Below are 18,680 nucleotides of genomic sequence, written 5' to 3'. Positions count from 1 at the left end.
ATTTGCGCTTGTCCTTGGGCGGCACACTCCTGGACGGATGGCTGCTGCGGGGAGGCACGATTTCAAACGGTTCAGCTTATCCGAATATTAAGACATCGTCTGTCACATTCACCCGCAAATGTTTGGGCATCACCGCATTCGTGCCGGAGATGATTTGGCAATGATTGCCGCCTGACCGCTCGGGTTTCCCAGTGTCCCACAATCAGCTCGATGCACTCGGCCGGCGCCGATTCCAGCCGGCGGGAGGAGTGGTGTATGGAAGGCCGTTATCGCCATGCTTATTGACAAGATCCTTTCGCGCTTCAAGATCAAGACCAAGGTTTTGATCTTCGTCCTGCCCTTCGTGATCACGATTTCGGCCGTCGGCCTGACAGGGCTCTATGCCTCCGGCCTGCTGCAGGGCCGCATGGAGATTTCAAACAGCATCCTCCAGTCGCTCAGTGGCTTCAAGGATCTGTACGGCTCGATGGGCGATTTCCTGCAAATCACCAACCAGGAAGCGCGCGACAAGCTCTATGCCGACATCAAGACGCAGCGAGATACGCTGAAAGCCACCCTGGACCAGATCGGCGACAAAGACGGCCGCGAGAACCTGCAAGCCGCCTCGGACGGCACGGCTGGGATTGCAGACACCGTCGGCAAGTTATGGTCTCTTCATGAACAGGAGCTGGCGCTTCGCAAGTCGATCGATGACGCACAGAAGGCGCTGATCAGCAGCCGTTTCAATGTCAATTACGACGCACAGCAGCTCCAGGAAAACATCCGCAACGACGAAGGCAATGCCACCACGACGCTGCGCGCCGCCGACCGGCTGCTGAAGGGCGGCGATACGCTTGCCGCCGTCATGGCTGCCTTCAACAAAACACAGGTGCCTGCCGACAAGCTGAAGGTCGTGACCGACGCGATCCCGCAGATCGCCAAGGCGCAGCGCCTTATCGAGATCTCCGTGCCTCAGAACCAGAAGAGCATGACGCAGTCGATCGCCCAGACGATCAACGACCTGAAGACGCAGGCAGCAGCGCCTGATGCAGCCAGCGATGAAGCGATCGCCAACCTTGGCCGCCTTGTTTCCCGCTTCCGCCAGATGTCGACCTATACGCAGTTGACGGCTACGCAGATGATGCGGGAAGCCACGACGACGTTCGTTGAGCTTGACGGTCGAATCGCCCAGACGAACTCCGTTCTCGAAGACACTCGCCGTCTTGAGACGTCGATCTATTCTCTGCAGCTGGTGCTTGGCGAATTCACCGCCAAGCCGAACCCGGACAACCGCGTTCGCCTGCATCAGGAAATCACGACACTTGGCACCAACCTCAACACGCTGCTGGCGAGCGCCAAGGGCATGGACTTTGCGGAAGACATCGTCGCCGCCATGTCGCCCGCACTGGCTTCCATGGACAGCGACGGCGAAAAGCTGGTCGCGACGATCGGCCAGCGTATCACCGACTATGCAGCCGCCCGCCAGCAGCTCGATAGCGTCTGGGGCCAACTGACCACCTTTGCCGAGCTGCAGAAGCAGTCGGCAGGAACCGAGCGCACGCAGGCAAACAGCATCTCCGTTCTGACGACCGGCCTCGGCATCCTCGTCTCGATCGTCGGCGGTTTTGCACTGGTGCTCACTCTGCAGCGTCCGATCGGCCAGATTACCGCCGCCATGCGCCGCATTGCCGACGGTGCGCTCGATACCAGCATTTCCGGCGAGAAGCGGTCCGACGAGATCGGCGACATGGCCCGGGCCCTCGGCATCTTCAAGGAAAATGCGATCTCGAAGATCCGCATCGAGGAAGAAAGCGAAGAAGAGCGCGCGGCCGCCGAACAGGAGCGCCAGCGCAACGACGCCGAAAAGCGCGAGATGGATCGCCAGATCGAGTTCGCCGTCAACGAGCTTGCCGCCGGCCTCGAACGCATGGCGCAGGGCGACATTTCGACCACGATCGAAACGCCATTCATCGGCCGCCTCGAGCAGCTGCGCCGGGACTTCAACGGCTCGATGCTGCGCCTCCAAGCAACGATGGGCCAGATCCGCGACAATGTCGAAATGATCCAGGGCAACGGCAATCAGATGGCTCAATCCGCCGAGGATCTCGCAAAGCGCACAGAGCATCAGGCCGCTTCTCTGGAGGAAACGGCGGCCGCCGTCGATGAGATCACCGTCACCGTCCGTTCGTCGGCGGCGCGTGCCAAGGATGCCGACCAGGTTGTTCGCGAGGCCAAGCGCAGCGCCGACGATTCTGCAACCGTCGTCACCAACGCCATTGACGCGATGACCCGCATCGAGGACGCATCGCGCCAGATCGAACAGATCATCGGCGTCATCGATGAGATCGCCTTCCAGACCAACCTGTTGGCGCTGAACGCCGGCATCGAAGCCGCGCGGGCTGGCGATGCGGGCAAGGGGTTTGCAGTGGTTGCCATGGAGGTCCGCGAACTGGCGCAGCGTTCGGCCGCTGCCGCAAAGGAAATCAAGGGCTTGATCAACAAGTCGACGACGGAGGTCAGCTCAGGCTCGCAGTTCGTGCAGGAGACCGGAACCGTGCTTGCAAGGATCAGCGCGCAGATCGTGACGATCAGCCAGCATGTCGAGATGATCGCCCGCGCAAGCAATGACCAGTCGAGTGCCCTGCAGGAAGTCAATGCGACCGTCAATCAGATGGACCAGATGACCCAGCAGAACGCCGCGATGGTGGAGGAGACGACGGCCGCGAGCCGCGAACTTGCCGGGCAGGCCGATGCGCTTCTCGGTCTCGTCCAGCAGTTCAAGATCGACGGCGAAGGCTCCGACGCAAGGTTCTATCGCGCGGCATAAACGCATCCGTCCGGCAATCGCGTAGCGGCTTCATTTCGGCACGATGCTCCCTGTGGTTGCAATTGGGCCGTACTTGTGGCGGGCACGAAAGCAGCTGTCAGAAGGCCCGTTGCGACTTTTTTCACGCAAGGCCTACTGCTGGAAAGCTCATTAACGCTTTTTGCCTATTCTTATTGTGGTTGTAAACACCGGAGGTCTTCATGCCGCGATTCTTCTCGACGTCCATCGTGCGTCAGGTGGTTGCGATCACGCTTGCTCTGCTCGCCATCAGCACCGCGGCGATCGTCGCTGTCACACACCACAATCTCAGCCGATACGTGATGGAAAGCGCCGTTTCGGACGCAAGGGGTGCAAGCCGAACGATGGCGGTACTCTATGGAGCGGCGGATGCGAACGCGTCTGTCGGCGTAACGGCAGGTGAGCTTCTCGCCGTGACGGAAGATGACATTCCCGAATTCAAGGATCATGCCCTCGTCGATCGCACGGCCCAGTCGATCGCCGGCGTCGCGACGGTCTTTCAGAAGCAGGGCAATGACTATGTCCGGGTTTCGACCAACGTGAAGAAGGAAGATGGCAGCCGCGCTGTCGGCACCAAGCTTGCAGCCGATCATCCCGCGCAACCGGTTCTCGCCAACGGCAGGGCCTACTACGGTCCGGCGCAGCTCTTCGGCCGGAATTTCATGACGGGCTATTTCCCGGTCAAGAGTGCCGCCGGCGCCAATGTCGGCATCCTCTTCATCGGCATTCCGATGGAAGTCTATTTCGCCCGCACCAATCACCTGCAGACTATGGTCCTCGGCGTCGGTGCTGCCGTCATGCTGCTTGTCGGCGTGCTTGCGTTTTTTGCAATCCGCGCCTGCGTGAAGCCGCTTGTTGCGCTGACGCAGACCGTTCATTCGATCTCGGCCGGCGATCTTGACGGCACAATTCCCTGCCACGAGAAGAAGAACGAATTTGGTGAGATCGGACGTGCTTTGGCCGCCTTCCGCGACAGCGCCCGCGCCCGGCAGAGTCTCGAGGCGCAGGCTGCAGAACAGCGGGCGCTGAGCGAAGCCGAGCGTGCCCGCAACGATGCCGAAAAGCGTTCCCTCGATGGTCAGATCGACTTTGCCGTGGACCAGCTCGCGGCGGGCCTCGGACGCCTCGCAAGGGGCGACGTCTCGCAGACCATCGAGACGCCGTTTGTTGGCCGGCTGGAGCAATTGCGCGTCGATTTCAACTCATCGCTTATCCGACTGCAAGATACCCTCGTCCAGATTCGCGAAAATGCCAATGCCATCCAGCGCAATAGCGGCGCGATGCTGACGTCAGCCGGCGAGCTTTCCAAGCGAACCGAAGCGCAGGCGGCCAGCCTGGAAGAAACGGCAGCCGCTGTCGAAGAGATCACCGTGACGGTGGGCTCGTCTGCAGGGCGTGCTCGCGAAGCAAACAACGCAGTCACCGCCACGAAGAAGACCGCCGATAGCTCCGGGGTCGTCGTCAGCGAGGCCGTGGCCGCCATGGGGCGCATCGAGCAGGCTTCTCGGCAGATCGAACAGATCATCGAAGTCATCGACGATATCGCTTTCCAGACGAATCTTTTGGCCCTCAATGCCGGTATCGAAGCAGCGCGAGCAGGCGAGGCGGGCAAGGGCTTTGCGGTCGTCGCCCAGGAAGTCCGCGAATTGGCGCAGCGCTCGGCAGATGCCGCCCGCGAGATCAAGGGTCTGATCGAAAAGTCCAGCCGGGAAGTGACGGCGGGCTCTGCGCTGGTGCAAAAGACCGGCAGCGTGCTCGCCTCGATCAGCGAGGAGATCATTGCAATCAGCAAGCATGTCGAAACCATTGCCACGGCGAGCCAGGATCAGTCGGCGGCGCTGCAGGAGGTCAATGGTTCGGTCAATGCCATGGACCAGATGACCCAGAAGAACGCTTCGATGGTTGAGGAAACCACACAAGCAAGCCGCCAGCTTGCCGACGAGGCCGACACGCTGATGAGCCTGCTGCAGCAGTTCCGCATCGAAGCGCATGCACAGTCTCATGGCCGGGCAAGGCAGGCTGCCTGATCCGGTTTGCAGCTTGAAGACATGGAGGAGGATCGCGCCGGTAAAGTGCGATCCTTCTGCTTTCTACGGCTGATGTTTGAAAGCCACGCGGTGAAGATTACGAAAGGCGAGCTTCCAAAAGTCCTGTAGAAGTCGTCCTCGGTCCTCTCCCGCCTTTGGATTGGTTGGCAGTTCTGCGAAAGGCCGATCAAATTGGCTATCATGATCTGCTCGATCATCGGTGATGTCCTCCGTTAAAGACATCGCTTCAACTACACATCAAAAATAGCTTCATAAACATCAAAGATCCGGCTATGTTTTTCACGAATGAAAAATACGCCATGGGACTCCTATCAGCTTTTCCTGCAGGTCGCGCGCCGCGGCGGGCTGACCGGCGCGAGTGTCGCGACCGGCTTGAGCCCGGCCACGATCGGACGGCGCATGCTTGAACTGGAGCAGGAAACGGGACGGATGCTGTTTGCCCGCAGCCAGACCGGCTACCGTTTGACCGGAGACGGTCAGACGCTGCTCGGCCATCTCCAGGAGATGGAAGCGGCGGCCCGGAAAGTCGATGCCTGGCGCCAGGCGGGCGAGGGCGGCGCAGCGGTAAAGATCGCAGCCGGGACCTGGGTGGCCTGGCTGCTGACAGAAAACTTCTCCGCAATCCGCATGCCCGCCGATGCTTTCAACATTGTGTTGACGATCGGGGAGGCGCGGGCCAATCTCGCCTACCGCGAGAGCGATATCGGCATTCGCGCTTTCGAGCCGGACGAAGCCAATCTCGCCGCCCGGCTTCTGGGCGAGGTCGCTTATGCGGTCTATGTCCGGCGCAATGCTAGCGAGCTGGAGAACCGATGGATAGCGGTCGCTGAGGACGAGGCCATTTCTGCCTATCTCCGATGGCCGTACCGCCAGACGTGGGAGCCGATCGTGGCGACGGTCAACCGGCCCCGTTCGCTGCCGGACCTCGTGCGTGCCGGTGCGGGAAAAGCGGTGCTCCCCTGTTTCGTGGGCGATCTCGATCCGGAATTGCAACGGCTCGGCGGCGAGCTTGCGGAGCTGCGCCACCGGCAATGGATCGTGTTGAACAACGAGGATCGCCATCGTCCGGAAATCCGAACTGTCGCGGATCGCATGACGAAGCTTTTGAAAAGCTATGCCGATCTCTTCGCCGGCAAGCGCGCCAGCCGCAGCTGAATTCTACGGCATCAGACGCCGCACAAGCGCGACCTGGCTGTTCACGCCGAGTTTTGAATAGATGTTCTTCAGATGTGTCCGGGCCGTCTCGTAGCTGATGCTATGCAGCTTGGCCGTCTCGCGCGGCGACAGACCCGCGGCGATGGAGGAGGCGATCCGCAGTTCGGCAGCAGTCAGTTGCAGCTTTGCAGGCAAACGATCGTTCAATTCGGGGCGCGCCACGGCCACCTGCTCGATGACGACCGCTGCGGTTGGCCCCTGCAGAAACTCGGTCATGAAATCGGAAGTAAGGCGCACGAGCGTGCATTTGAACGAGGCGCAGGAAGAACTGAACTTCGCGATGTACGGTCCTGCGGCGGCGGGGGGGCGGTAGCGTGAGAAAGAGGAGAGATGCTCGAGGAAATTTCGATCGCTGGAAATCAGACGTCCTGTTGGTGCGATGCTCAATCCGGCATCTACGGCGAGCATCCTTTCTGCGGCAAGGTTCATCGATCGGACATGGCGGCCTTCACTGATATAGATGAGCCCGACGCCGATGGCGTCGAACAGCGAACGGCCTGTCTCATTGTCTGCTTTGTCCCGGCGCATGAAGTCGAAGGCCCGCTGCAAATGCGGCGCGAGCCGCGTCAGGAGATCGGCGTTGATCCGGTTGAAGCCGGTGTCGGTGCTCGTTGTCAGCGTCGACAGATTGAAGGACCGGTTTTTCTCGCGAAGGATCGTTACGCCAACGCTGCTGCGGCAGCCGATGCTGCGCAGAAAGTCATTGTAGAATTCCGTTTTGACGAGTTCGGCATGCGGCAGCATCTGGTCGGCGATGACGCCGAGGCCGACTGGCCGCACGGCTGCCTTCGGCATCCACGGGTTGATGGTGCAATAGTACCGATTGTAGCCTTCCAGGCCGGTATCGTCCAAGCCCGATGAGAGCGAAAAAGCACCGGCGCCCGCCACGCTGTCGTGGTAAAAAAGCGTCGTCTTCGCATCAGGCATTCTCGTATTGAGCGTGTCGAGAAAGTCCTGCCAGTCCGTTTCGCCAAACAATGCGCCGTAGACCAGGTCCGTCAGGGATTCAAGATTGGCGTGTGTCGTGGCGGGCATCCGGCCTCTCATATGAGCGGAAGCTTATTATGCCCGCCTTTCGTGACAGTGACAATTACGTCGAATAGCGCAGATGGCGGCGCCAAAGGGCGCCGCCATCCTTGATCTTACATCCTGTTGGCGACGACGACAGGGATCAGGAGATCGCCCCAATTGCCGTCTCCGCCGTGGTGGCGGGCGGAGCGCACCAGTTCGACCGAGACCCCGGCCTCGACGGCCTTCATCACGGACTGATTCAGCCGGTGCAGGTCGTTTGCGAGCATGCGGATCGTGGCCTGCTGATCGGCGCTCATGCTGGAGGATTGTTCTTCCGCTCTTTCGCGGACACGTGCGATGGAAGCCATGGCCTTTTCTCCTTTGGTGTGGCTACTCGGCTGCGGGTTTGAATTGGGCATGTTCGGTCGATTCCTTCATTGCAGTCGTCGAGGACTTGCCGCCGGTGATGGCGAGCGAGACGGCATCGAAGTAGCCGGTCCCGACTTCACGCTGGTGCTTGGTCGCCGTATAGCCCCGTGCCTCGGCGGAAAACTCGGCCTGCTGCAGTTCCGAATAGGCAGCCATCTGCCGGTCCTTGTAGCCGCGCGCCAGTTCGTACATGCCGAAGTTCAGCTGGTGGAAGCCAGCGAGCGTGATGAACTGGAACTTGTAGCCCATCGCGCCGAGTTCCCGCTGGAACTTGGCGATCGTCGCGTCGTCGAGATTTTTCTTCCAGTTGAACGAAGGCGAGCAGTTGTAGGCAAGAAGCTTGCCGGGATGGACCTTGTGCACGCCCTCGGCAAATCGTCGTGCCTGCTCCAGATCGGGTTTGGAGGTTTCGCACCAGATGAGATCGCAATGCGCCGCATAGGCAACGGCACGGGCAATGCAGGGCTCCAGGCCATTGCGCACCTGGTAGAAGCCTTCGACCGTGCGCCCGGCATCGTAGTCGACGAAGGGCCGGTCGCGCTCGTCGATGTCCGAGGTCAGAAGCTTTGCCGCTTCTGCGTCCGTACGGGCGATGACGAGCGTGGGAACCCCCATGACGTCTGCAGCAAGACGCGCCGCGTTCAGATTGCGGATGTGGGCCGCGGTCGGAATCAATACCTTGCCGCCGAGATGCCCGCACTTCTTTTCAGATGCCAGCTGGTCCTCGAAATGGACACCGGCAGCGCCAGCTTCGATATAGGCCTTCATGATCTCGAAGGCGTTGAGCGGTCCGCCGAAACCGGCTTCGGCATCGGCAACGATCGGCGCGAACCATGTGTCGACGGAAAGCCCGCGATCCTCCGATGTCTCGATCTGGTCGGCGCGCTGAAGCGTGCGGTTGATCCGCTTGGCGAGTTCGGGCCCGGCATTGGCGGGATAAAGCGATTGGTCGGGATACATTGCCGACGCTGTGTTGGCATCGGCTGCGACCTGCCAGCCGGACAGGTAGATTGCCTTCAGACCGGCACGCACCATCTGCATCGCCTGATTGCCGGAAAGTGCTCCGAGCGCGTTGACGAAATCGTCCTGATGCAGCAGTTGCCACAACCGGTTCGCGCCGATCTCGGCGAGTGAATAGCGAAGTTCGACGGAGCCCCGCAACCTCTTCACGTCCTCAGGCAGATAGGGTCGTTCGATACCGTCAAAACGGCCTGCCGGAACATTGCGGATAAGCTTGTCAAATTCTGTCACGATTTCCTCCTTCGCGGTAGACATGGCTCCATGAGCTGTGTGACATAATTTACAAACCCGCGGGTAATTGCCAGGAAAAGCTTGATTTATAGGGGGGAATTGAGGTTAGGTTGCGGGAGCATTTACAAAGTCGTCGTGTAAAATTGTGAATGTTTGTAAATGTGCCGATACGGGAGCCGTCGAATGGTCGAGCGGAAGATATTTGCAGGTCCGAAAGTACGCCGGATTCGCAACGGCCTGGCGGTCACGCAGACGGCGATGGCCGAGGCATTGGGAATTTCGCCATCCTATCTCAATCTGATCGAGCGCAATCAGCGGCCATTGACGGTGCAGCTCCTCTTGAAGCTGGCCTCGGTCTACAAGGTCGACCTTGAGGAGCTGCAGAGTGAGCCTGGAAACAATCTTGCGCAGTTGCGCGAGGTTTTTGCCGATCCGCTGCTTTCGGGCGAACTGCCCGGAGACCAGGAACTCGTCGAAGTCGCAGAAGCCGCGCCAAATGCGGCAAGCGGTGTCGTGAAGCTCTATCGCGCGTATCGCGAGCAGGCTATGCGGCTTTCCGATCTGACGGTCCTGATGGCCGGAGAGGGGCAGGCGCCGGCCGCTGGCGCGCGGCTGCCGGCAGATGAAGTGCGCGACGTGCTGGAGCGCCGTTCTGCCTATTTCGGCGCGCTTGAAGAGGCTGCCGAGGCTTTTTTCGTGACTCTGCCGGCAGGTGAACGCGCGCAGGTTCTAAAGGACTGGCTGCAGAAGGAGCGTGGAATCGGCGTCCGCATCCTGCCGGTGCACGTCATGCCCGATCTGCGTCGCCGATTCGACCGGCATTCCATGCGGCTTTTTATCTCGGAGCGCCTTGCGGCTGCCGATCAGCTCCAGGAAATCGCCATCGAGGTCTCGACGCTGGCGCTTCGCGATGCCATTGCGCGGGAACTGGAAACACTCAGCCTCTCGACGCAGGAGGCGAGACGCATTGTCCGTTTCGAGCTCGCACGTTACGCAGCACTTGCGCTGATGATGCCCTATGACGCGTTCCTTTCTGCAGCAAAAGCATCGCGCTATGACATCGATATCCTTTGCGCGCGCTTCGGCTGTTCGTTCGGCCAGGCTGCGACACGGCTGACGATGCTGCAGCGGCCAGCCAATGCCGGCGTTCCGTTCTTTGTCATGGAGGTCGATGCCGCAGGTCATCGGCTGCGGCGGGCAGGAGCGGCAGGTTTTCCGCACGCGCGCTTCGGCGGCGGCTGTCCCAAGCTCAACATCCACGCCGCCTTTCTCCAGCCCGGCCAGGTTCTGGCCGAGGCTGCCGAGATGCCGGACGGCTCCACCTATCTTACCATCGCGCGGACGCTTGACGGGCCGCATGCGCCCTTTGGCGAACGGGTCCGGCGCACAGCACTTCTGCTCGGCTGCGAGATCGCCCTCAAAGACAGCACCGCCTATGGCCAAGCCCTCTCTGCGACCCCGCCTCCGGTGGCGATCGGGCCTGCCTGTCGCCTTTGCGAGAGGAAGGGCTGCCTTGCGCGCGCCGAACCGCCCGTTACCCGCCCGCTTGGGTTAGATGAGATGGTGGCAGGACTCAGCGCCTTCGATTTTCAGTGACCGGTGAAATCATTGACAGTGCAGGATTTTGCGCTTGTCGCCTCACAAAATCCTTTCTAGTCTACCCGAAAATCCAGAGGGAAATGGTGTCCGAGGTGATGCCTGCAGCGCTTATAATAAATAACCGACAGGAGATAATATGAGGTCAAGAATCGCAGGACTTGCGGCCACGGCCGTCGTTGCCGTTTTCGCTGCAGCGCCGGGGTTTGCGCAGGAGCGTGTCGTCAACGTCTATAACTGGTCGGATTATATCGACAATTCCATCCTTGAGGATTTCACCAAGGAAACCGGCATCAAGGTCGTCTACGACACCTTTGATTCCAACGAGACTCTTGAAACCAAGCTTCTTGCAGGCGGGACCGGCTACGATGTCGTGGTGCCGACCGCCGACTTCCTGCAGCGCCAGATCCAGGCTGGCGTTTTCCAGAAGCTCGACAAGTCGAAGCTGCCGAATATCTCCAACATGTGGGATGTGATCCAACAGCGCACCGCGCAATACGATCCGGGCAACGAATACGCCATCGACTACATGTGGGGCACCAACGGCATCGGCTACAACGTCAAGAAGGTTGCCGAAATTCTCGGTCCTGACGTCAAGCCGGGTCTCGAGGTGATCTTCGATCCGAAGGTTGCCGAGAAGTTCAAGGATTGCGGCATCTATCTGCTCGATGCGCCGAAGGACGTGCTCTCGGCTGCCTTCCAGTACCTCGGCGTCGATCCGAACACGACCAGCGCGGATGACTTCAAGAAGGCCGAGGACCTGATGACCTCGATCCGTCCCTTCGTCCGCAAGTTCCATTCGTCCGAATACATCAACGCGCTCGCAAACGGCGATATCTGCATCGCCTTCGGATATTCCGGCGACATGCTGCAGGCACGCGACCGCGCTGCCGAGGCCAATAACAATGTCGAAGTCGACTACTCGATACCTACTCAGGGCGCCCAGATGTGGTTCGACATGATGGCGATTCCGGCCGATGCGCCGCATGTTGCCGAAGCGCACGAGTTCTTGAACTACATCATGAAGCCGGAGGTCATCGCCAAGGCGAGCGACTATGTCTTCTACGCCAACGGCAACAAGACTTCGCAGCAGTTCATCAGCAAGGAGGTGCTCGAAGACCCGGCGATCTATCCGACCGAGGACGTGATGAAGAAACTCTTCACGGTTTCGCCCTGGGACCCGAAAACCCAACGCACAGCGACCCGGCTCTGGACAAAAGTTGTCACCGGCCAATAAACGAAATTCAGGCCCGGGCGGAAACGTCCGGGCCTTTTCTTGGCGACTGCCGGCCGTGGGGAGGGCCGGTTCTCAAATCATGTCTCGGGGAACCAAATGAAGTCACTTGGCAATATTCGCCGCACCTTCGCGCCTTGGGCCGATCCGGCTTCCAAGCCGTTTATCTCCTTCAAGAACGTGACGAAGAAGTTCGGCGACTTCACCGCCGTGAATGACTTGTCGCTGAATATCTATCATCGCGAATTCTTTGCATTGCTCGGCGCATCGGGCTGCGGCAAGTCGACATTGTTGCGCATGCTCGCCGGCTTCGAGCAGCCGACCTCCGGCGAAGTGATCCTCGACGGCACGAACCTGGCAGGTACTCCGCCCCACAGGCGGCCGGTCAACATGATGTTCCAGTCCTACGCGCTCTTCCCCCACATGACGGTCGAGAAGAACATCGCTTTTGGCCTGCGCCAGGACGGCATGCCGAAGGACGAAATCATCGAGCGCGTTATGCAGATGCTGAAGATGGTGAAGCTGGAGCAGTTTGCCTCCCGCAAGCCGAACCAGCTTTCCGGCGGTCAGCGTCAGCGCGTGGCGCTCGCCCGCTCGCTTGCCAAACGCCCCAAAGTATTGCTGCTCGACGAACCGCTTGGCGCACTTGACAAGAAGCTGCGCGAGGAAACGCAGTTCGAGCTCATGGATCTGCAGCAGAATCTCGGCCTCACCTTCGTCGTCGTGACCCATGACCAGGAAGAGGCGATGACGATGGCAGATCGCATCGCAGTCATGAGCCACGGCAAGGTCGTCCAGGTGGCGACGCCGGCGGAAATCTACGAAGCCCCGAATTCGCGTTTCGTGGCGGATTTCATCGGCGATGTGAACATCTTCGACGGCCAGGTTGCTTCCACCGAGGCCGGTACGGTCGAGATTGCGGTCGACAGCGGCTTCACCATCAAGGTCACGACATCCGATAAGCCCGCGACGGGCAGCAATGCCGGCTTTGCAATCCGACCTGAAAAAATGAAGGTGCTTCGTCATCCGCCGCAGAACTCTTCGGTAAATGCAGCGTCCGGCGAGCTTTGGGATATCGGCTATCTCGGCGATATGACGGTTTTCCATGTCAAGCTGAAGAGCGGAAAGGTCGTGAAGGCTTCCTCGCTCAATGCGCAGCGTGCGGTCGACGATCCCTTCACATACGACCAGGAAGTCTGGATCTCCTTCGCCGAAGATGCCGGCGTGCTTTTGAGGGATTGACCATGGGCAGGCTTGGTTCCGCGATCTACAGCCGCCTCGTGATCATCGTTCCCTATGCTTGGTTGCTGATCTTCTTTCTCGCGCCGTTCTTCATCGTCTTCCGTATCTCGATGTCGGCAACGGCGATCGCGATGCCGCCCTATACGCCCGTCTTTTCGTTCGGCGATGGCTGGACGGGCTTTTGGGACAAGGTATCGACCTTCTCCTTCGAAAATTACAATTACCTCATCGACGATCCGCTGTATTTCAACGCCTACATCTCAAGCGTCGTTATCGCCGCGATCTCGACATTCCTGACGCTTCTCATCGCTTATCCGATTGCCTATGGCATGGCGCAGGCCCCTCGCAGCATTCGCCCGACACTGCTCATGCTCGTCATCCTGCCCTTCTGGACGAGCTTCCTGATCCGCGTCTATGCCTGGATCGCGATCCTGAAGCCGGAGGGCCTGCTAAATCAGGTGCTGATGGCCAGCGGGATCATCGACAGCCCTCTCATCATCCTGAACACCAACATCGCCGTCTATATCGGCATCGTCTACTCCTACCTGCCGTTCATGGTTCTGCCGCTCTATTCCTCGCTGGAAAAGATGGACGGGACGCTGATCGAGGCCGCGCAGGATCTCGGCTGCACGCCGATCACGGCCTTTTGGCGTGTGACGTTCCCGCTTTCGCTCCCGGGCGTTATCGCCGGCTGCATGCTGGTCTTCATCCCGGCCGTCGGCGAATTCGTCATTCCCGACCTGCTCGGCGGATCGCAGACTCTGATGATCGGCAAGACGCTCTGGAGCGAGTTCAACTCGAACCGCGACTGGCCGGTCTCCTCCGCTGTCGCGACGATCCTGCTTTTGATCCTGGTGATCCCGATCGTCTTCTTCCAGAACGCGCAGGCCAAAGCCGACGAGCAGGGAAGGTAAGCCATGCTGCAATGGACCCGCTTCAACATCGTATCGGTCACACTCGGCTTTGCCTTTCTCTACCTGCCGATCGTGCTGCTCGTGATCTTTTCGTTCAATGAGTCGAAACTCGTCACCGTCTGGGGCGGTTTCTCGACCAAATGGTACGCGCAGCTGCTGTACAACCAGGCTCTGCTCGATGCAGCCTGGGTGACGGTACGCGTTGGCGTGGTCTCCGCCACGCTGGCCACCGTCCTCGGCACGCTCGCGGCGCTCACGCTGGTGCGCTACACGCGGTTTCGCGGCCGCATGCTTTTCTCCGGGATGGTCTACGCCCCGCTGGTCATGCCCGAGGTGATCACCGGCCTTTCATTGCTGCTGCTCTTCGTGGCGATCGGGTTTGACCGCGGCTTCTGGACGATCACGCTGGCCCATACGACGCTTACGATGTGCTTTGTCGCGGTCGTCGTGCAATCGCGCCTGGTGAGCTTCGATCATTCGATCGAAGAAGCAGCACAGGACCTCGGCGCTCCGCCGGTCCGTACCTTCTTCGAGGTGACGCTGCCGATCATTGCGCCCGCCGTCTTTTCGGGCTGGATCCTGGCATTCACCTTGTCGCTCGACGACCTCGTGATTGCGAGCTTCACCTCGGGCCCGGGCGCCACGACCCTGCCGATGCGAATCTACAGCCAGGTGCGCCTCGGCGTGACCCCGGAAATCAACGCGGTCTGCACGATTCTGATCGGTATCGTGACGGTTGGGGTCATCTGCGCCTCGATCGTCACCAAGAGCCGCGAGATTCAGCGCGAACGCGATGAGCGTGCGGCAGCCAATGCGCCGTGAAAATCACTGGAGGCCGGGTGCCTGCTGATTGATCAGCGGAACCGGCGAAATCACCGGGTTCGGCCAAGAGCCGCCGACGAAGAATGGCAGAAGCGGCAAAACTGCCCTTTTGGCGTCAGCCGTGGCCAGCAGCGATCCGGAAAGGGCCAGTCCGCTGGATTCGTACGGGATGATGCCCGAAAGGGTCAGCGTCTCGTCTTTGCCTTGAACGCTGACGCCGCGAAGCTCGGCCGAGCCATCCGCGAGAGTGGCAACCACGTCGACCCGGTTGAATTCGAACGCGCGGCCCGAAACTGCGCTCAGCGGGAAAAATTTCTGCTGAGCGGCCTGGCTTCGGATGGCTTCGACGTCAAGGCCCGCGATCGAGCCCGCATTGCCGTGGAATGCCAGCTGTCCGCTCACGTCTCCAGCACCTGCCGTCCATATCGGCTTGTTGGTCTTCAGCGAAATGTCGAGCGATCCATTCGTGAGCGGCAATGGGCCCTTCAACTGCAGCCGTTCGATAAGCCCGGCAAAATCGGCACCGCGGATCGAGACCTGCAGCCTGCCGCCGCCGTCGAAGTTCCCGCGCATTGCCTCAAGATGCGCCGTCATCTCTCCGCCTTCGAACTGGCTGTCGCCGATATCGAATTTGGCTTCGTTGCTGGAAACGATGATGCTTGCCCCGACATCAAAGAGCTGAAAGGGCGGAAGCTGCATTTCCTTGGCGGAGAGCCTGAGGTCGACATCAAGCTTCTGCAGCGGACCGCCATCTTCGGGCGCGCCCGCTTCGCCGGCGGCCAGGCGCAGAGTAAAGGCATCGAAGAAAGGCTTGAGGTTCATATGGTCGAAGGCCAGCGTGCCGCCAAGCCTTGCCCGCGCGTTTGTGTCGATGGAGATGTCCATGACGCCGGTTGCATTCGCACCGTTGAGCCCGAGCACGACGTCGTTGAAGCGCAGGCCGTTGGCGGCGGAAAATATGTCGCTCTCGATCGAAAACGCCCTCAGCGTCTCAACGTCCGCGATGGACTTGCCGGACCAGGCCAATAGCGCCGGCATGTCGGGAATATTGACCGACATGTTGCCGGATAGTCCCGCAAGGCCCGAGATCCCCCCGATACCGTTGAATTCTGCCGTGATCAGCCTGGAGGTAAGTGCGGTTTTGATCTGAGCAACCTTGCCGCCGAAGATCAGCAGCGGGCTATTGGACGAGAAGTCGAGCTTCAGGTCTTCCCCGCTCGTTCTCGCCATCAGCACCGCCGTCATCGGGCTTGAGAGTCGCGGCCAGGTGATATCGGCGGTCACGCCTTCGAAATGATAGGTCTTGCCGCTTGCAAGATCGGCGACATTGAGCGTGCCGTCCTCGACGGTGATCGCACCGATCGTCGCATCAAGCCTTTGATCGAGGACCTCGGCTCCACCTTCCTGGCGCGCGCTGGTGATCGCCTTTGCAAGCTGCCCGGCATAGGTCCAGTCGATCAGCCCCTGTTGGTCGCGGGTGAGGGAAAGATTGGGGCGCAGCAGGTGGAATTCATGAAAGCGGGCGCTGCCGCGGATGGCGTCGATGAGGCTGAAATCGGCCGAAAGGCTCTCGATCGTGCCGAGCAGCTTGTTGCCGCTGCTTTCGGGCTGGCGGATGGCGATCTGGTTCAGCGTTATGCGCGGTGTCGGCCAGAATTCGAGAACCGGCGCGCCCTTGATCTCTGCCTGATAGCCGGTCCATTTCGACAATACGTCCTCGATGCCGGAGCGCACCAGTCCGCTCGAAACGAGGTAAGGGGCGGCAACGCGAAGCGCCACGAAAACGATGGCGGCGAAAAGGATCAGACTCGTTGCAATTCGTGCGAAACCCGGCAGCCAGCGGGAAACGGGTAGCATCTTTCGCCGCCATTTTGGTTGTCTTGACGTACCCATAAGCCCCGCCAGGATTTTCAGCTGCTTATCCGTTATCTATCGATTTCGCCGGATATATGAAACGGGAGATATATGCAAATCGCCGGGAGCCTGCCTCCGCAGCGATGCACACTTTATAATGCGCTGCAGCATGGTATATAGCGGATAATAGGGGAGGAGATTGAATGAGTGACACCGTGCCGCTTTGGGTGCCTTCGAAAGAGTCGATCGAGGCAAGCCCGATGCATGCCTTCGCAAAGCGCTGCAGCGCCGAGTTTGGTCTGGAACTCAAAACCTACCTGGACCTTCATGCCTGGTCGATCAATGAACCCGAAAAGTTCTGGACCTCGGTCTGGGCGTTTTGCGGTGTGAAGGGGGAGCAGGGCGCTCGGGCGCTGGCCGACGGCGACCTGATGCTCAAGGCTCGTTTCTTTCCTGATGCGAAGCTGAACTTTGCCGAGAACCTGCTTTCGGACAAAGGGCCGGCTGATGCGATCGTCTTCCGCGGCGAAGACAAGGTCGAGTATCGATGGTCGTGGGACCGGCTGCATGCGCTTGTATCCCAGCTGCAGCAAGCCTACCGCGCGCTTGGCATCGGCGAAGGGGATCGCATCGCCGCGATGATGCCGAACATGCCCGAGACGGTCGCCTGCATGCTGGCCGCCGCCTCGATCGGTGCCATATGGTCGTCCTGTTCACCGGATTTCGGCGAACAGGGCGTGCTCGACCGCTTCGGGCAGATCGGCCCCAAGCTCTTCATTGCCTGCGACGCCTACTGGTATGGCGGCAAGCTGCAGGATGTGAAGGCGAAGGTTTCTTCTGTCGCAGGGAGCCTCGGTGTTCCGGCCGTGATTGTCCACTATGCCGGCGATGCCGCAACGGTTGCCAGCGAGACCCCGAAGGCCAAGACACTCGAAGAATTCGTCAAACCTCATCAGCCAAAAGCCGTCGAGTTCGTGCGGCTTCCCTTTGCCCATCCGCTCTATATTCTCTTTTCCTCCGGCACTACTGGCGTGCCGAAATGCATCGTTCATTCCGCTGGCGGCACGCTCTTGCAGCATTTGAAGGAGCATGTGCTGCATTGCGGCCTGAAGCGTGGGGAGAAGCTCTTCTATTTCACCACATGCGGCTGGATGATGTGGAACTGGCTGATGAGCGGCCTTGCCGCGGGCGTCACGCTTTGCCTGTTCGACGGCTCACCCTTCGCGCCGGACGGCAATGTGCTCTTCGACTATGCGCAGGCTGAAAACTTCGCGGTCTTCGGCACCTCCGCGAAATACATCGACGCGGTGCGCAAGAGCGGGCTGACGCCGCGCACCACCCATGATCTTTCGAGCCTGCGTCTCATGACATCTACGGGGTCGCCGCTTTCGCCTGAAGGCTTTACTTTCGTCTATGAGGGCATCAAGCAAGACCTCCAGCTGGCCTCCATCTCGGGCGGCACGGATATCGTCTCATGCTTCGTGCTGGGCAATCCGCTGCAGCCGGTCTGGCGCGGCGAAATCCAGGGGGCTGGCCTCGGCCTTGCCGTCGACGTCTGGGATGATGAAGGCAAGCCAGTCCGCCAGCAGAAGGGCGAACTGGTCTGCACCAAGGCCTTCCCGTCGATGCCGGTCGGCTTCTGGAACGATCCGGATGGCACCAAGTACAAAGCGGCCTATTTCGAGCGCTTCGAGAATATCTGGTGCCATGGCGATTTCGCCGAATGGACGAAGCATGGCGGCCTTGTCATTCATGGGCGCTCCGACGCGACGCTCAACCCCGGCGGTGTACGCATCGGCACCGCCGAGATCTACAACCAGGTCGAGCAGATGGAAGAGGTGGCCGAAGCGCTCTGCATCGGCCAGGATTGGGAGGACGACGTCCGAGTGGTGCTTTTCGTTCGCCTCGCGCCGGGTGCGGCGTTGACGGACGATCTCGTCAAGGCGATCAAGACCCGCATCCGCACAGGGGCCTCGCCGCGCCATGTGCCGGCGAAGATCATCGCGGTCAGCGATATTCCGCGCACCAAATCCGGCAAGATCGTCGAGCTTGCGGTGCGCGAGGTCGTGCACGGGCGGCCGGTGAAAAACAAGGAGGCGCTCGCCAATCCCGAGGCGCTCGACCTTTTCGTCGGACTCGAGGAATTGCGCGTCTGATTGCAATCAAATGCAGTTATAGGTACGGCCTTCGATCGTTTCCGTCGCCTCGAAACCTTTCATTAAGAAAGGTTGGTCAAAGGT

At 60.1% G+C, this 18,680-nt stretch carries 13 protein-coding genes; 9 read left to right on the top strand and 4 right to left on the bottom strand.

The window, feature by feature from the left end; translation table 11 throughout:
* The first annotated feature begins 274 nt into the window (after window positions 1-274).
* The 3 genes from EV130_RS09845 to EV130_RS09835 all read left to right on the top strand — a co-directional run bounded on the left by EV130_RS09845 (window position 275) and on the right by EV130_RS09835 (window position 6,027).
* The gene (locus tag EV130_RS09845) at window positions 275-2,806 is read left to right on the top strand and encodes a methyl-accepting chemotaxis protein (RefSeq protein ID WP_132660131.1); all 2,532 of its coding nucleotides are present in this window, start codon (window positions 275-277) and stop codon (window positions 2,804-2,806) included.
* 200 nt (window positions 2,807-3,006) lie between these two features.
* Window positions 3,007-4,851 (top strand): methyl-accepting chemotaxis protein, encoded by a 1,845-nt coding sequence (locus EV130_RS09840; RefSeq protein WP_132660129.1) that lies wholly within the window; start codon window positions 3,007-3,009, stop codon window positions 4,849-4,851.
* A 306-nt stretch (window positions 4,852-5,157) separates the two neighbouring features.
* Complete coding sequence (locus EV130_RS09835) at window positions 5,158-6,027, top strand: LysR family transcriptional regulator (protein ID WP_074060256.1); 870 nt, start codon at window positions 5,158-5,160, stop codon at window positions 6,025-6,027.
* Window positions 6,028-6,030: 3 nt separating this feature from the next.
* Here EV130_RS09835 and EV130_RS09830 read toward each other — a convergent pair whose 3' ends face one another.
* From EV130_RS09830 to aceA, 3 genes are all read right to left on the bottom strand, one after another.
* Window positions 6,031-7,122 carry a helix-turn-helix transcriptional regulator gene (locus EV130_RS09830; RefSeq protein WP_132660127.1) on the bottom strand — a complete coding sequence of 364 codons (1,092 nt, stop codon included), beginning with the start codon at window positions 7,120-7,122 and terminating at the stop codon, window positions 6,031-6,033.
* Window positions 7,123-7,229: 107 nt separating this feature from the next.
* Complete coding sequence (locus EV130_RS09825; RefSeq protein WP_022717214.1) at window positions 7,230-7,466, bottom strand: SMc00767 family acetate metabolism repressor; 237 nt, start codon at window positions 7,464-7,466, stop codon at window positions 7,230-7,232.
* A 22-nt stretch (window positions 7,467-7,488) separates the two neighbouring features.
* Window positions 7,489-8,802, bottom strand: coding sequence for an isocitrate lyase (aceA, locus tag EV130_RS09820; RefSeq protein WP_425375524.1), 1,314 nt, complete (start codon window positions 8,800-8,802; stop codon window positions 7,489-7,491).
* Window positions 8,803-8,961: 159 nt separating this feature from the next.
* Here aceA and EV130_RS09815 point away from each other — a divergent pair, with 159 nt between their 5' ends.
* The 5 genes from EV130_RS09815 to EV130_RS09795 all read left to right on the top strand — a co-directional run bounded on the left by EV130_RS09815 (window position 8,962) and on the right by EV130_RS09795 (window position 14,586).
* Window positions 8,962-10,374 carry a helix-turn-helix domain-containing protein gene (locus tag EV130_RS09815; RefSeq protein ID WP_132551939.1) on the top strand — a complete coding sequence of 471 codons (1,413 nt, stop codon included), beginning with the start codon at window positions 8,962-8,964 and terminating at the stop codon, window positions 10,372-10,374.
* A gap of 139 nt (window positions 10,375-10,513) precedes the next feature.
* A complete protein-coding gene (locus EV130_RS09810) occupies window positions 10,514-11,611 on the top strand; it encodes a polyamine ABC transporter substrate-binding protein (protein ID WP_132551940.1) in 1,098 nt (365 codons plus the stop codon).
* 96 nt (window positions 11,612-11,707) lie between these two features.
* A complete protein-coding gene (locus EV130_RS09805) occupies window positions 11,708-12,850 on the top strand; it encodes an ABC transporter ATP-binding protein (RefSeq protein WP_132551941.1) in 1,143 nt (380 codons plus the stop codon).
* A 2-nt stretch (window positions 12,851-12,852) separates the two neighbouring features.
* Entirely contained in the window at window positions 12,853-13,764 is a 912-nt protein-coding gene (locus EV130_RS09800; RefSeq protein WP_132551942.1) for an ABC transporter permease subunit, read from the top strand.
* A gap of 3 nt (window positions 13,765-13,767) precedes the next feature.
* Window positions 13,768-14,586 (top strand): ABC transporter permease, encoded by an 819-nt coding sequence (locus EV130_RS09795; protein WP_074060262.1) that lies wholly within the window; start codon window positions 13,768-13,770, stop codon window positions 14,584-14,586.
* Between the two features lie 3 nt (window positions 14,587-14,589).
* On the opposite strand, the gene EV130_RS09790 is transcribed toward EV130_RS09795, so the two are convergent.
* Window positions 14,590-16,479 (bottom strand): AsmA family protein, encoded by a 1,890-nt coding sequence (locus EV130_RS09790; protein ID WP_132551943.1) that lies wholly within the window; start codon window positions 16,477-16,479, stop codon window positions 14,590-14,592.
* 164 nt (window positions 16,480-16,643) lie between these two features.
* Between EV130_RS09790 and EV130_RS09785 the strand changes: the two genes are divergently transcribed.
* A complete protein-coding gene (locus EV130_RS09785) occupies window positions 16,644-18,596 on the top strand; it encodes an acetoacetate--CoA ligase (RefSeq protein WP_132660125.1) in 1,953 nt (650 codons plus the stop codon).
* The last annotated feature ends 84 nt before the right edge of the window (window positions 18,597-18,680 follow it).

It is taken from the genome of Rhizobium azibense, assembly GCF_004342325.1.
Taxonomy (GTDB): domain Bacteria; phylum Pseudomonadota; class Alphaproteobacteria; order Rhizobiales; family Rhizobiaceae; genus Rhizobium; species Rhizobium etli_B.
The sequence above is the reverse complement of the archived record's forward strand: the minus strand, read 5'-3'. Positions and strand labels throughout refer to the sequence as shown.

What these genes read in the sequence shown, in the direction of transcription:
- EV130_RS09800 (WP_132551942.1), top strand. Translation starts at nt 12,853, where the DNA reads ATGGGCAGGCTTGGTTCCGCGATCTACAGCCGCCTCGTGATCATCGTT.
- EV130_RS09785 (WP_132660125.1), top strand. Translation starts at nt 16,644, where the DNA reads ATGAGTGACACCGTGCCGCTTTGGGTGCCTTCGAAAGAGTCGATCGAG.
- aceA (WP_425375524.1), bottom strand. Translation starts at nt 8,802, where the DNA reads ATGTCTACCGCGAAGGAGGAAATCGTGACAGAATTTGACAAGCTTATC.
- EV130_RS09830 (WP_132660127.1), bottom strand. Translation starts at nt 7,122, where the DNA reads ATGCCCGCCACGACACACGCCAATCTTGAATCCCTGACGGACCTGGTC.
- EV130_RS09845 (WP_132660131.1), top strand. Translation starts at nt 275, where the DNA reads ATGCTTATTGACAAGATCCTTTCGCGCTTCAAGATCAAGACCAAGGTT.
- EV130_RS09795 (WP_074060262.1), top strand. Translation starts at nt 13,768, where the DNA reads ATGCTGCAATGGACCCGCTTCAACATCGTATCGGTCACACTCGGCTTT.
- EV130_RS09810 (WP_132551940.1), top strand. Translation starts at nt 10,514, where the DNA reads ATGAGGTCAAGAATCGCAGGACTTGCGGCCACGGCCGTCGTTGCCGTT.
- EV130_RS09825 (WP_022717214.1), bottom strand. Translation starts at nt 7,466, where the DNA reads ATGGCTTCCATCGCACGTGTCCGCGAAAGAGCGGAAGAACAATCCTCC.
- EV130_RS09815 (WP_132551939.1), top strand. Translation starts at nt 8,962, where the DNA reads ATGGTCGAGCGGAAGATATTTGCAGGTCCGAAAGTACGCCGGATTCGC.
- EV130_RS09790 (WP_132551943.1), bottom strand. Translation starts at nt 16,479, where the DNA reads ATGGGTACGTCAAGACAACCAAAATGGCGGCGAAAGATGCTACCCGTT.
- EV130_RS09835 (WP_074060256.1), top strand. Translation starts at nt 5,158, where the DNA reads ATGAAAAATACGCCATGGGACTCCTATCAGCTTTTCCTGCAGGTCGCG.
- EV130_RS09840 (WP_132660129.1), top strand. Translation starts at nt 3,007, where the DNA reads ATGCCGCGATTCTTCTCGACGTCCATCGTGCGTCAGGTGGTTGCGATC.
- EV130_RS09805 (WP_132551941.1), top strand. Translation starts at nt 11,708, where the DNA reads ATGAAGTCACTTGGCAATATTCGCCGCACCTTCGCGCCTTGGGCCGAT.